Annotated in this window: 11 protein-coding genes; 4 read left to right on the top strand and 7 right to left on the bottom strand. The window is 39.4% G+C overall.

The annotated features are described in order from the left end of the window. Positions 1–247: 247 nt before the first annotated feature. The 3 genes from AC3WR0_RS14840 to AC3WR0_RS14830 form a co-directional block, all read right to left on the bottom strand. A complete protein-coding gene (locus AC3WR0_RS14840) occupies positions 248–448 on the bottom strand; it encodes a cold-shock protein (protein WP_027322326.1) in 201 nt (66 codons plus the stop codon). A gap of 299 nt (positions 449–747) precedes the next feature. Then, positions 748–1,599 carry an aldo/keto reductase gene (locus tag AC3WR0_RS14835; RefSeq protein ID WP_492553041.1) on the bottom strand — a complete coding sequence of 284 codons (852 nt, stop codon included), beginning with the start codon at positions 1,597–1,599 and terminating at the stop codon, positions 748–750. A 38-nt stretch (positions 1,600–1,637) separates the two neighbouring features. Beyond that, positions 1,638–2,621, bottom strand: coding sequence for an aldo/keto reductase (locus AC3WR0_RS14830; protein WP_492553040.1), 984 nt, complete (start codon positions 2,619–2,621; stop codon positions 1,638–1,640). A 289-nt stretch (positions 2,622–2,910) separates the two neighbouring features. Between AC3WR0_RS14830 and AC3WR0_RS14825 the strand changes: the two genes are divergently transcribed. Beyond that, positions 2,911–3,828 (top strand): AraC family transcriptional regulator, encoded by a 918-nt coding sequence (locus AC3WR0_RS14825; protein WP_492553039.1) that lies wholly within the window; start codon positions 2,911–2,913, stop codon positions 3,826–3,828. Positions 3,829–4,027: 199 nt separating this feature from the next. Here AC3WR0_RS14825 and AC3WR0_RS14820 read toward each other — a convergent pair whose 3' ends face one another. After that, positions 4,028–4,510: a DinB family protein gene (locus AC3WR0_RS14820; RefSeq protein WP_492553038.1), complete on the bottom strand. Its 483-nt coding sequence runs from the start codon at positions 4,508–4,510 to the stop codon at positions 4,028–4,030. Positions 4,511–5,337: 827 nt separating this feature from the next. Between AC3WR0_RS14820 and AC3WR0_RS14815 the strand changes: the two genes are divergently transcribed. Then, complete coding sequence (locus tag AC3WR0_RS14815; RefSeq protein ID WP_492553037.1) at positions 5,338–7,695, top strand: glycoside hydrolase family 3 C-terminal domain-containing protein; 2,358 nt, start codon at positions 5,338–5,340, stop codon at positions 7,693–7,695. Between the two features lie 76 nt (positions 7,696–7,771). Next, positions 7,772–9,097: a prolyl oligopeptidase family serine peptidase gene (locus AC3WR0_RS14810; protein WP_492553036.1), complete on the top strand. Its 1,326-nt coding sequence runs from the start codon at positions 7,772–7,774 to the stop codon at positions 9,095–9,097. 926 nt (positions 9,098–10,023) lie between these two features. Here AC3WR0_RS14810 and AC3WR0_RS14805 read toward each other — a convergent pair. Next, complete coding sequence (locus tag AC3WR0_RS14805) at positions 10,024–10,452, bottom strand: CarD family transcriptional regulator (RefSeq protein WP_492553117.1); 429 nt, start codon at positions 10,450–10,452, stop codon at positions 10,024–10,026. 453 nt (positions 10,453–10,905) lie between these two features. Then, the gene (gene ftsZ, locus AC3WR0_RS14800; protein WP_492553035.1) at positions 10,906–12,168 is read right to left on the bottom strand and encodes a cell division protein FtsZ; all 1,263 of its coding nucleotides are present in this window, start codon (positions 12,166–12,168) and stop codon (positions 10,906–10,908) included. A 614-nt stretch (positions 12,169–12,782) separates the two neighbouring features. Between ftsZ and AC3WR0_RS14795 the strand changes: the two genes are divergently transcribed. Then, positions 12,783–13,223, top strand: a complete 441-nt coding sequence (locus tag AC3WR0_RS14795) for a YaiI/YqxD family protein (protein WP_492553034.1) — start codon at positions 12,783–12,785, stop codon at positions 13,221–13,223. Between the two features lie 178 nt (positions 13,224–13,401). Here the strand turns inward: AC3WR0_RS14795 and AC3WR0_RS14790 are convergent. Further along, positions 13,402–13,778, bottom strand: a 377-nt coding sequence (locus AC3WR0_RS14790; RefSeq protein ID WP_492553033.1) for an IS30 family transposase, incomplete at its 5' end; no start/stop codon positions are given.

Below are 13,778 nucleotides of genomic sequence, written 5' to 3'. Positions count from 1 at the left end.
TCCCATCTTGAAGTAAAGCACCCAAGGTTAAGTTAAAATCACTTTTTCGTTAGATTCTATATTTAGCAGATACTTCAGTTTAGGAAGTATTAGGAAACCTACAAATTTTATGTTACAATGTGGTTACCATTTGATTTACTGTTTTCTGATCCCACTCATTAGTGAGTGGGATTTTTGTTTTTGTTTTGTTAAAAAAAATAAAAAACAGACTCAAAAAATGAGCCTGTCCTGTTGTTTGCAATAATAATTAAGCCTTACGAACGTTAGCTGCTTGAGCTCCACGTTGTCCTTGCTCAACATCAAAAGTCACTTCTTGACCTTCTTCTAATGTTTTGTACCCTTCGCCTTGGATCGCTGAGAAATGAACGAAAACGTCTTCTCCACCTTCACGTTCGATGAATCCAAAGCCTTTTTCGCCATTAAACCATTTTACTTTACCTTTTTCCATGTTTGTTGCCTCCTAATGTGTTTGCACATGCAATGTTACTATTCTTGCTCTCAGTGATCATCAAGACGAAAAGTGTTTACTAATCCGATCCTTTACACCGAACAAAAATAATTCGTATATAGAATAACATTTATTGAAATCGTTTGCAAGGAACCCTAACTCTTTATTGAAAGAATCCATTAGCTGAACAAGAAAAAGAGTCACCGCCGCAGCTTTAAAATAAGCAAAAACAGGCAGTTATCTTTGAAGTGAAAATGTAAATGTATTATCACAGAAAAAAAGCAATTAGCTAGAGAGCTTTAAATATCAAGTTTACGGGTCCCGATCCATTTCACCATTTCAGGGTCTTGATGTGAAAAGAACAAGCTTTCCTTCGTGTCTAATGCTGTAATTTTCTCCATATCTTCTTGGCTTAATTCAAAGTCAAAGATATTGAAGTTTTCAATGATTCTTTCCTTGCGTACCGACTTCGGAATCGCAACGACTCCTCTTTGTGTCAACCATCGTAGAATAACCTGGGCAACGGATTTATTATGTTTTTCGGCGATTGATACTAAAATTTCGTTTTGGAACATGTTATTTTTTCCTTCAGCAAACGGTCCCCAGGACTCGATTTGAACATTGTTCTCTTTCATCAATTTAGCACTTTCTATTTGTTGGTTGAAAGGATGCGTTTCAACTTGGTTTACAGCAGGAACAACTTCATTATGAATAATGAAATCAGTCAGACGATCCGGATAGAAGTTGCTAACGCCAATTGCTCTAATCTTTCCATCGTGGTACAATTCCTCCATCGCACGCCATGAACCGTAAACATCGCCAAATGGCTGATGAATTAAGTACAAATCTAAATAATCCAGTTGCAGTCTTTCCAGCGATTTTTCAAATGCTTTCTTTGTGTGTTCATAGCCTGTATCCTGAACCCATAATTTCGTAGTAATAAACAATTCCTCTCTTGCTACACCACTACGTTTGATAGCTCTTCCGACTGCTTCTTCATTAAGATAGGAAGCAGCTGTGTCAATCAAACGATAGCCTGCCATAATAGCTTCATAAACAACTTGTTCACATTCTTTTTCATCCTGAATTTGATAAACACCAAAACCGAGAATCGGCATTTCAACACCATTGTTTAAAATAACTTTTTGCATAAAAAATTCCTCCTGTTTATTCAATTTTGAAGAGTCTTTTATTTACCCACTCTATTTGCGTATTCTGCCGGATAGCGCTCTCCCGAAATTTCAATCTTTGAGAGTGCGTCGTTCAAATCATGAAGTTCTTCTGGAGTCAGCTCAACTTCCACTGTGCCAAGATTTTCTTCCAGACGTTCCAGCTTCCTTGTACCGGGAATCGGAACAATCCATGGCTTCTGAGCAAGTACCCATGCTAGTGCGATTTGAGCCTCTGAAGCATCTTTCCCTACGGCAATCTTCTTTATTAGTTGGACCAATATCTGATTAGCTTCTATATTTTCCGGTTTGAAGCGCGGAACAATACTGCGAAAGTCGGAGCTATCGAATGCAGTATTTTTATCAATTTTTCCGGTAAGGAAGCCCTTGCCCAGCGGGCTGAACGGCACAAAGCCTATTCCAAGTTCTTCAAGGGTAGGCAGCAGTTGGTCTTCAGGACTTCTCCACATCATAGAGTATTCACTTTGAATCGCGGTCAAAGGCTGAACTTCATGTGCGCGGCGAATCGTTTCAACACCTGCTTCAGAAAGTCCCCAATGCTTAACCTTACCTTCCTTGATTAGGTCTTGTACAACTCCGGCTACTTCCTCGATCGGGACATTTGGATCAACTCGATGCTGATAGTAGAGATCAATTGTGTCAACTTTTAGGCGGTTTAGCGAACCTTCAACTGATTTCCGAATGGTCTCCGGCTTACTGTCAAGCACCTGCTTGCCATTTTCCATTTGGATACCAAACTTAGTGGCAATGACTACTTTTCCCTTGAAAGGTTTAAGCGCTTCACCTACCAACTCCTCATTCACATATGGCCCATAAACTTCGGCGGTGTCGAAGAAAGTAACGCCTCGATCAATTGCTGCATGAATCAGCGAGACCATTTCTTTCTTGTCCGATGCCGGACCATAACCATGACTCATTCCCATACAGCCAAGACCTATAGCAGAAACTTCTAAGCCGCTATTTCCTAATTTTCGCTTATGCATATTTTATCTTCCTTTCTTTTATTTGATCATGCAATTTGAAAGTTTCAGTGGAGTTAGTTGCTATTCCCAATATTCATTTAAAAACGACGACAGAAATCGATATTACTGTTTACCTGCTACTAGGGCATCTGAAAACATAACTTGCATCCTTATTATGCAACAATTGAAATACCTGCTGGTATCACAATCGTGTCAAATGATTACATAATCCTCTCACAACCATTTACGCACAAAGTGAATTAGCTTTATAATGGGACCATCACGGATGATGAAAACATAGGAGGATTTTATGTTTGAACAATTATATAGACAAAGAGTTGAACTCGCCAAAATCATAGAGGGTCACACAGGGCGGGATGGAACTCAAATGACTGCTTTTCGGTCTTTGTTTTTCTCCCGTTACTCTAATGATACCGGACCAAATTACGGAGTTCACAAGCCTTCCTTATGTATTGTCGTTCAAGGGATGAAGGAGGTACTTCTTTCACAGGAGCGCTTCAGGTACGGTCCTGCCGATTACCTTGTTGCATCCGTAAACCTGCCAATTTCCGGACAAGTCACGGAAGCCTCTTCCGAAATTCCTTATCTGGCTCTAAAAATTGAATTTACCCCGAGTGAAATATTAGAAGTGTTACGTGAATTCCAAATGGGAGTTGAAAAGAAGGAAAATGCTAAACGAGGTTTGTATGTCAGCAAAATAGAGCTACCTCTGTTAGACGCGGTAACCAGATTAGCTCGACTCCTGGATAATCCTAAGGATATCCCGGTACTTGCTCCTCTAATTAGGAAAGAAATCATCTATAGAGTTCTGCAAGGAGAACATGGAGGAATGCTCAAACAAATAGCAATAGAAGGAAGTTTTACTAATCAAATCAGTGACGTGATTGAACATATCCTGAATAACTATGAAAAGTCTTTTAAGATTGAGGAACTTGCGGACATAGCAAATATGAGTGTTTCTTCCCTACATCGTCACTTTAAAGAGGTAACAGCAATGAGCCCCATCCAATTCCAAAAACAACTGAGACTACAAGAAGCTCGGAATTTGTTATTATCCGAATCAGCAGATGCAGCAGATGTTGCCTTCCGGGTTGGCTATGAAAGTCCATCACAATTTAGCCGTGAATATTCGCGTATGTTTGGTTTACCACCTAAAGAAGATGTTAAGCGGTTGAGAGAAAACCAAGACAAAACGATAAACCTGTGAATCCCCTTCCTTATGGTGGGGATCCTTTTTTGTAGAGGAAAAGGACAACACTCTATAAAGAGCATAAAAGTGGAGAATTTATCGTAACACAATGAAATAAAGATTGGGAATTATTTCAATTAAATTAAACTGCCACGTTTGCTGAATTAAGTGTTCAATAAAGAAGCGGCGATCCTTTCTGAATCAACGCTAGTACTTCTTACTTATCTATTTTCCAACTGTCTTGAAGTTTCCTGATAAATATTATTTGACCAATATGATAGGCGTTATGGGTAGTTGAATTCCCTAGAATCTGCCACCATTTAGCCTTTACCGAAAAACCGATAACATCACTTTCTATTTTCTCAGTGGTTAATAAGCCATCCCACTTTAAAAGAACATTAAGCAACATTTCCTTTAAATCATTAAAGGTAGTATTTTGGGCTATTTTAAAGCTCTCTTTATTATCTTTAATTGAAGGAGCGGCATCTATGCTGCAATTAATGTACCTAGTCTGCCAGCTTTGATTCCAATATATTAAATGCTGTACTATCTCAGCTATACTGTGACAATTTTCATTTGGCTTCCACCATGCTTGTTCTTCTGTTAAATTCTCCACAGATTCTGAAAATGGTCTGTACCAACTCGCATCATTGGCATTCGCTAAGAACTGGTCAGATAGAATATCTTTTACTTGAGTCATATAAATCACTCCTCAATTCCGTAATCCAAATTAATACATTTTCGCTTGCTTATCCTCCCCCTTTAATTTCGTGTTAAATACTGCAAAATCCTTTTCTTATTAAACTAGACTTCCCCTATTTTACAACAAGCAAAAAAAGCTTCCTCAGCAACTCCTTTACTCCACATAAGCCCCCGTTAGCTGAATCCCGTCAGTACTTTATCTCATCCACCAATTAGCGAAACAAGAAACTAGCGATCTATATTCTCATCATATGTTTCACCGACAAACTCAATATCTAAATAGTCTTTATTAATGAACACAGTAGTTTTAGAACAATAACCCGTTTCTGTAGAAATAATGTCAATCTAAACAAGGTCAAAACTTACTATGTTAGCCTCCTCAACAGAGAGTCCTCCTGTTAAAAAATGTTCTCCATCCCCGAATGATTTAAAAACAAGCACTTTATTTCCAATATGTTTTTATCTATCTCAATCCAATCACCATTTATCAGCGCTTTAAAAGAAAGTTGCTTCGGAATGCCTTAATATGATTTGTCCCTTTATTGTATTTTAAAGTAATCATATACTTATGGGTTTCATTCCAATCAAAAATCCCTTTATTTCAATAATAGATTTTAAGTTTTTGAATTACTCTTTATCTCCTTATAAATGTGGAAAGGTCACTCTCAAAAACTTTCCTCCGCTAAATATATTGAATTTTCACAAAATAGCAAATTAATCTAGAAAATAACAATTTTATGCTACAAGTTACAACTTATATAATTACAATTAACATGTTAACCTTACCTTGTAAGGGCTTTCATTGAAAAGGAGGAGTCAGTTGGAATGAAGAGTTATTACAAGGTTCTAAGTACATCTATGCTAAGCCTTATGCTGCTATCTTCCGCAGGATCGGGAAGTGTGTTTGCTGAAGGGCAGACATCATCCCAAGTAAATTCAACAGCCGTGGTTGCAGACAATAGCAGCACTCAAGATGGTGCTGTACAAGAACAAACACCGATATTAGTAGATCAATCTTCTATACCAGCTGTAATTAAGGCAATGACTCTTGACGAAAAGATTGATTTGATTGGAGGTGCCGGAGCTGCCGTAACTGGTGCAGCAGGTGGTACCTTTCCTATTCCGCGCCTTGGCATTCCAAAGTTAACCTTTGCTGATGGACCTGCAGGGCTTCGCTTTGGAGCAACTGCTAATAAATCCACAACGGGCTTTCCTATTCCAAGTGCGCTTGCTTCTAGTTTCAACAAGGATTTAATGTACCAGGTTTCCAGTGCAATGGGAAAAGAGACACTTGATTATGGTGTTGATGTTATTTTAGGACCAGCATTGAATATTCACAGAGATCCAAGGGGCGGAAGAAACTTCGAATATTATTCAGAAGATCCTTACTTAAGCGGTGAAATGGCGACTCAGTTTACAAATGGTGTGCAGGACCAGGGTATTGGTGTCAGTATGAAACATTTTGCTGCTAATAACCAGGAAACCAATAGACAGTCTGTCAATGAAATCATTTCTGAACGGGCATTAAGGGAAATTTATCTAGCCGGATTCGAGCGGGTTGTCAAACAAGCCCATCCCTGGACAGTTATGAGCTCCTATAATTCTATTAACGGCCCTTTCTCTGCCCATAATTCCTGGCTGCTAAATGATGTTTTAAGAGGTGACTGGGGCTTTAATGGCATGGTGATGTCCGACTGGGGCGGAACGAAACAAAACGGCATTGCTATGCTAAAAGGCGGAAATGATTTATCAATGCCCAGCTTGAATGCGGCAGGTAAAGCAGCGGTAAAAGCAGCCCTTTTAGATGGTTCACTTCCAGAGGAAAAACTCGACAGTGCTATCGAGAATATTCTTACTTTAGTGGTTAAGTCTCCTACTTTCAATAAATTAAGTACCGTTGATAACACGAAACAAAGCGTAAGTGTTGATCTTGCTGAAGCGGATGCTGCACTATCACGAAAAGCAGCTCCTGAAGGCATGGTTTTGCTAAAAAATGAAAATAAGGCGCTTCCGTTTAATAATAAGGTAAAGAAGGTTGGAATCGTTGGCAACTCCTATACAATGCCCAGCTGCGGATTTGGTACTCCTATTTCCGCGTGTACAACAGACAATGCTGCTACTAAAATGTTCCTAATGGGAACCGGCAGCGCTTATGTGACTCCAACACTTTCCGTACAGCTTCCGGAAGGACTGAAAAATGGAGGATATACTCCTGTTTATACGAACGCCAACGGTGCAGAAATCAATGAAAACTTAACGGCTGAAGATGCAGTTTCTATGGCAAAGAATTCTGATATTGGCGTTGTGTTGATTGCAAGAGGATCCGGGGAAGGAGCGGATGGAAATGCATTAACCTTTGAACCAACAGCCAAAGAATTAGAGCTGATTAAAAATGTTTCTTCTGCGTATCACGCTGTCAATAAAAAAGTTGTTGTGGTCTTAAATGTGGGGGCGCCATTTAACACTGTAAGCTGGAGAGACTATGCCGATTCCATCTTATTATCCTGGCAGCCAGGGATGGAAGCCGGAAATGCCCTTACAGATGTACTTTCCGGAAAAGCAAATCCGTCAGGTAAACTTCCTGAAACATTTCCGGTTCGTTTAGAGGATGCACCGAGCTATAAGAACTTCCCTAGTTCTGACGGTAACCCAAATTTAGTGAAATACAGCGAAGATATTTATGTAGGATACCGCTACTATTCTACGTTTAAGGTTCCAACTGCCTATGAGTTTGGTTACGGATTATCTTATACGACCTTTGATTATAGTGATTTCAAACTTAACAAAGATAACTTAACAAACAAAATCAAAGTATCCTTTAAAGTGACAAACTCGGGCTCCGTTTCAGGAAAAGAGGCACCACAATTATATGTAAGTGCACCTGATGGCAAATTGGAGAAACCGGCCATAGAGCTTAAAGGCTTCACAAAAACCCGAGAATTAAAACCTGGTCAAAAGGAAACCGTTAACTTCTTCCTTGATCTAAGGGATATCGCTTCCTTTGATGAAGCCACCTCCTCTTGGATTGTGGAAAAAGGGACCTACCAAATTCATATCGGATCCTCCTCTAAAGATTTCAGAGAGACTTTGGAATTTACAGTCGTTCATGATATGACGGTTGAAACCGATAATAGTAACGGTCCTGATGTGCAATTGGACAGACTGTCTAAATTCGGCCAATAAGCATGTTTAGTAGAAAACTAAGTTGTCATTTTCAAAGTGATTTAAAAAGCTTTGCATAATAAAAGGAGGCAATGAAATGGCAAAAAGATCAAAAAAATGGGCAAAATCGATGATGCTGGCTGGGTTTGTAGCAGCAACGACATTGTCTTTAAACACGGGTGTTTTCGCTAAGGAACTGCCAACACAACCAACATCTTATCGGACCGTAACCGAAATTGAAGATTGGGGTGCAACCGTTACGAAAGTAATCGTTGATTTAGGAAGGCCAGTTCCCCAGGGTTCAATAACAACTGATACATTCAAAGTAAATGTTGAGAGATATGATAAAAGGTTAGCCAATCCGTTTTTAGGGGCGGGCGACCGAATCGTTACAAACGCATATGTTTCCAATAAAGACGGAAAGCCTGCAGTGGAAATGGGGAAATACGCCGTTTTGGAAATGAAAATCGCACCAAATGATTCCTTGGGTGCGGCACTAAATTATGATTTTAGAGTAACAGGATTTAATGATTGGGTTGATAACAAATATACGATTACACAGCAAAAAAACATTAATACGAGTGCAGGAGCTGTTTCAGGGCTGGTTGTCGATACATTTGCAGGTGGGACGAGAGTACTTGTGGATGATTTTAATACTGGATCCTCAACCTATGATAATACTACATTAACATATGCAGATTTTACACCGGCAAAAGATAATCATAAAAATCCATTAATTATTTGGCTGCATGGAGGCGGAGAAGGCGGCACAGATGCAACGATTCCAATTTCCGCAAATAAAGCAGATAGCTTCGCCTCCAAAGAAACCCAATCCTATTTTGAAGGAGCCTATGTTTTAGCACCTCAGGCCCTTACTTTCTGGATGGATGGTTTTACCGGAAGGGCAGATGGAACCTCAAAATATGAGAATGCCCTCATGTCCTTGATTAAGGATTATGTTGCAAATAACAAAGACATTGATCCAAGCAGAATTTATGTCGGCGGGGATTCCAACGGTGGATATATGACGATGCTCTTGACTAGAGACTATCCGGAGTACTTTGCAGCTGCCTTCCCAACTTGTGAAGGACTAGGGGATTCGTTAATTAGTAATGCCGACATCCAAAAAATGAAACAAACACCAACATGGTTCACTGCTGCAAAAACGGATACAACCTTGCCGCCAGCGCTAAACACTGTTCCTACATTTAACCGTTTAGTGCAAGCTGGCGCAACCAATGTTCACCTATCACTTTTTGATGATGTTCATGATACCTCAGGTTTATACAAAAACGCCGATGGCACACCGTATGTGTACAACGGGCACTGGTCATGGATATACGTTTACAATAATATACCTACAGACACAATCAATGGGAAAACAACAACTATCCTGGATTGGCTTGCTGCCCAGTCCAAATAGGTCCGCAGGTAATTCCCCGGTTGTTTTCAAATGTGTTTCCAGGGACTTCCACATTAGAAAGAGCCTAAGGTTTTGTACAAAATGTACACTTCCTGTGGGCTCTTTTTTCTTGCCAATGCGTGAAACTTTTTGGCAAGAGTTGCTCCTATATCAATCAGCGATGTACCATCTGTAAAGATGAAGGAAATCAAAAACCTTTCCTCTTTTCGATTATCAAGTCGGATAGCAAATATATTTTCTTTTGTAATCCCTTCTTTTTTCTATAGTGGTGATTGCCAATTCTAATTAAGAAGTAGTTTTAAAAGTTGAAAATTAATCACTTCACCTTTTGTCCACGTTGTCCTTTTAAAATATCAAATAGTACGCGTTGCCCTTCATCAAAGGATTTAAAACCATCACCAGTAATCTTTACTATTGTTATGTAAATAAAATAAAAAATGGTTTCCTGATCTGGGAACCATTTTTGTAGTTGACCATATGGTGTTACGAATTCGTTTTCTCATTTTGTCAAGAAAATAAACAATTACTATTCACTGTCTCAGTAGATGTAAAAAATCCTTAAAGATAAAGATGAGATTCATTGTTTTTTCTTCTTCTACAAATAATGACTTAAATAATATATTGTATACCTAAAACAATGAAAGCCCTACCTCTCTTTCATCCTTACGGCTCCTTGTCCGTGCCAGTGTGAATCAGGATTGCAAAAATCAAGTGATTATTTTATCGAGTTATTTGATGAAACTTCAAACGTTCGTAATGGAAATTTAAATAATAAAAATGGATTAGATTGTAGAAATAACAAAAGAGGTTAATGCTCTAAAGGTAGTTGGAGAAGTTGAATGTCTTGGAAAAGATTTATCTTAAATAATACACGTATTCCCAAAAAATTCGTTCCGGGAGATGTAATACATTATCTTAAATTAATCTTAACAGAAACTTTGTATTTGATTTTCAGTAATTCCTTTAATTAATCCCAGTTCACCAATCAAAAATTCATGTGCGTTATCTAACATCTTTTTTTCGCTTGTATTAAGCGCTTTTTCTTTCTTCATACGCATTAAATCACGTACAACTTCAGTACATTCTTGTATTTTACCCGTTTTTATTTTGTCCATGTTCACTTTATACCTTTGTTTCCACGGCAGCAATCTATCTGATTCTCCATGCTGAAAATTGTTTATGATGTTTTTTAATGCAATTATGTCAGTAACAGGGCGTATACTTGAACTCAATATTTTACCCGTAGGAATCATGACTTGCATATTACCGATTAACATCTTTATGACATAATACTGTTGTTTTTCCCCTGAGATTTCCTTTTCTTCAATGGCTTTAATTATACCTACTCCGTGCATTGGATAAACAATGTTATCGCCAATTTGAAACAAATAATCCCCTCCATATTTGGTAACCTTCTTAACCTTAACATATATATTATTTTTTATCAAATTTTTAATAATATCATAAATTTATTTTCAGTGTCAACTGATTTTTCCTTAAAAATCAAAAAAAGTAAAAACAATACGAATCGTGTCGGATTACCAATAAAGAGAAGGTTATTTTTCCCTCGTATATTCTGAACCTCTACTAACCTTAAAATTATTATTCTTTATAAAACCTTTCTGTGGAAATAACATAAAAAGCGACTGCCTTGTTCAGCAATCGCCACCGTTTCTTTAAGTCATTTCTTCACATTATTTAACCTTCCTTTTAATTAAATCCACCCATTAAAATGGCGGAATTAACGTTTGTTTTTATCTGTTTTAAAAGGCCAAATCGCAAATGATTTGGCCTTTTTGTTCGTTGGTTTACCGCCTTCTGCTTCGCTTCCGCAAGAACGATGGAATATCAAGCGAGTCGTCTTGCTGCTGGGTACCCCGTTCGTAATTCGCGCGATCTTCGTAGGCAGGCGGCTGGCTGTAATTTCCGGACTGGCCGTAGCTGCTAGATTGACTGTAGCTGCCGGACGGGCTGTAGTTTTGGGCTTGGCCGTCATTCCACGATTCTGCATGGACAACAGGTTCTCGCTGTCTCGACTGAGCCTGGTATTGCTCACGGGAATTGGCAATCATGTCTCCAGGACGGCGCGATGTGTTCGACGGCGGAGCTTCCTCCGCATCATGATCGAAGCCGGTCGCAATTACGGTCACCATGATTTCTTTATTCAGGTTTTCATTGATGACCGATCCAAAAATCATGTTAAGCTGGTCATCTGTTGCAGCCGCCACAATATCGGCCGCTTCCTGGACTTCATACAAACTGAGGTTCATGCCTCCTGTGATGTTCATCAACACTCCTTTCGCGCCATTGATGCTTGTTTCAAGCAGCGGCGAGGAGATGGCCTTTTTGGCAGCTTCCGCAGCACGGTCTTCGCCTGAAGCCACTCCGATGCCCATAAGCGCCGTCCCATTGTTTGACATGATCGTTTTCACGTCAGCAAAGTCCAGGTTAATCAAGCCTGGCACGGCGATCAAGTCAGAAATGCCCTGAACACCCTGCCTGAGGACATTGTCTGCCTCACGAAAGGCTTCTATCATCGGCGTTTTCTTTTCGACGATTGCCAGCAATCGCTGGTTTGGAATGATGATTAATGTATTAACGGCTTTCTTCATCTCTTCAATTCCAGCTGCCGCATTTTGTGCCCGCTTGCGGCCTTCAAATGTGAACGGACGAGTCACTACCCCGATTGTAAGTGCGCCAAGTTCGCGCGCGATATGGGCAATCTCCGGCGCAGCTCCGGTCCCGGTTCCGCCGCCCATTCCGGCCGTTACGAACACCATGTCCGCACCTTGCAGGGCATCCCTGATCTGCTGCCTGCTTTCCTCGACAGCCTTTCTGCCGATATCAGGATTGGCACCGGCCCCCAGGCCCCTGGTCAGCGAACCGCCGATTTGCATCGTGACCTCCGCTTTTGACATGTTGAGAGCCTGCGCATCTGTATTCACGGCAATGAACTCCACTCCCTGCACGCCGCTTTCAATCATCCGGTTTACGGCATTATTTCCACCGCCACCAACCCCAATTACTTTTATAGTGGCAAATTGATCGATATTGGTTTCAAATTCTAACATATTTAGTCCCCCCAATTAGCTTCAGATATTGCCCCCTATTTTTCTATACCTATAAAATTCGCCACCAGTTTGGAAATACTGTCTTTTCCTGCAATTTGTTAAAGAACTGTAATTTTACCGTAATAAAGTGTCATTCTTCTTAGGGTGATGCCCAGAGGTTATGAAATCCTGCGAAATTAGCGAGCATTCGAGAGAAAATCGTGTTTAACTGAGGGAGTGGAACAAGAACAAACTGAAGCAACTGACAATAATCCAACTCTGCAGCCGTTAGTGGAATCATTATACTGGAGGTCCCATTAAATATATAGCAAACATAATCAAAAAACTTATAGCATTAAAAAAAATAGATATTATAGAAAGCACTCGATTTTTATTTATCGATTTAATTGAATAAATCAAACCGAAAGCAAAAAGGATAACAAGGAAAATATAAATGAAATCAGGTGCAAAATTATATGCATTCAAAAGAAAAATAGCATTACCAAGATAAGAAAAATTCAGTCTTGGATAGTAAAAATCACTTTAAAGTAATTTAAGATAAAGCATCTTTACCGTTTGACAAAAGCTAAAGCTGCCATTATCATCAACTCAAACTTATTAATGGGAGGGATAAGATGAAAATTTATGTGGATGCAGATGCCTGTCCGGTAAAAGATATTATTATCTCTGAAGGTACTAATGTCGGTATTCCTGTTATCCTTGTTACAAGCTTTTCACATTTTTCCAATGCGGAAAAACCATCAGGAGTGGAAACAATTTATGTGGATTCTGGAGCAGATGCTGCGGATTATCGGATTATGAAGTTAGCAGAAAAAGGAGATTTAATTGTTACGCAGGATTATGGTCTTGCTTCGCTAGGCTTAGCAAAAGCGTGTAAGGTACTTCACCATACTGGATATAGCTATACAAATGAAAACATTGACCAATTACTCCAAACGCGTTATTTAAGTGCAATGGCTCGAAAAAGCGGAAAGCGTACAAAGGGACCAAAACCATTTACATCAGAAGATAGAGAGAAATTTAGGGTGCTTTTTAAAAGTGCGATTTCACATTAAAAAGGACCGTCCATTCCTTAGGAAAACCTAGGAAATATAATGTTTTGCCACTATCTATTTAGACAGTTTAAATTCCTGCCATTAGTAGAAAACTTCTGTTTTAAAAAAAGTGACATTCTCAACCACTCTTCCAAAGAAAAAAGGGATCTCAACAGATCCTTTTTCAAATGACGGTTTGTCAATCTAAGTGCGACACTTCCTCATAAAACGCTTCGTGTGCAGTTTTCCAATTTAAACATTTCCTTGGTCTTTGGTTAATAAGGTGTAAAGCATGATTTAATTCCTTGTCAAGCACCTTGGCTAGGTCTGTTCCTTTTGGGAAAAACTCACGCAAGAGGCCATTTGCGTTTTCATTACTGCCTCGTTGCCAGGAAGAGTAAGGGTCGGCAAAATACACCTGTATTGGGAGTTCACTCTCAATCTCCTCATAACACGCAAATTCTTTTCCACGGTCTACAGTGGCTGTTTTAAATGCTTCTTTTGGGAATAACGAAGATATCCGTTTAATCGATTCTTCCATAGAAGCTGCGGTTCGATCTGGCATCAATACGGCAA

The sequence above is a fragment of the Neobacillus sp. FW104-15D2 genome (genome assembly GCF_058790155.1).
The sequence above is the reverse complement of the archived record's forward strand: the minus strand, read 5'-3'. Positions and strand labels throughout refer to the sequence as shown.

What these genes read in the sequence shown, in the direction of transcription:
- AC3WR0_RS14840 (WP_027322326.1), bottom strand. Translation starts at nt 448, where the DNA reads ATGGAAAAAGGTAAAGTAAAATGGTTTAATGGCGAAAAAGGCTTTGGA.
- AC3WR0_RS14835 (WP_492553041.1), bottom strand. Translation starts at nt 1,599, where the DNA reads ATGCAAAAAGTTATTTTAAACAATGGTGTTGAAATGCCGATTCTCGGT.
- AC3WR0_RS14830 (WP_492553040.1), bottom strand. Translation starts at nt 2,621, where the DNA reads ATGCATAAGCGAAAATTAGGAAATAGCGGCTTAGAAGTTTCTGCTATA.
- AC3WR0_RS14825 (WP_492553039.1), top strand. Translation starts at nt 2,911, where the DNA reads ATGTTTGAACAATTATATAGACAAAGAGTTGAACTCGCCAAAATCATA.
- AC3WR0_RS14820 (WP_492553038.1), bottom strand. Translation starts at nt 4,510, where the DNA reads ATGACTCAAGTAAAAGATATTCTATCTGACCAGTTCTTAGCGAATGCC.
- AC3WR0_RS14815 (WP_492553037.1), top strand. Translation starts at nt 5,338, where the DNA reads ATGAAGAGTTATTACAAGGTTCTAAGTACATCTATGCTAAGCCTTATG.
- AC3WR0_RS14810 (WP_492553036.1), top strand. Translation starts at nt 7,772, where the DNA reads ATGGCAAAAAGATCAAAAAAATGGGCAAAATCGATGATGCTGGCTGGG.
- AC3WR0_RS14805 (WP_492553117.1), bottom strand. Translation starts at nt 10,452, where the DNA reads ATGCACGGAGTAGGTATAATTAAAGCCATTGAAGAAAAGGAAATCTCA.
- ftsZ (WP_492553035.1), bottom strand. Translation starts at nt 12,168, where the DNA reads ATGTTAGAATTTGAAACCAATATCGATCAATTTGCCACTATAAAAGTA.
- AC3WR0_RS14795 (WP_492553034.1), top strand. Translation starts at nt 12,783, where the DNA reads ATGAAAATTTATGTGGATGCAGATGCCTGTCCGGTAAAAGATATTATT.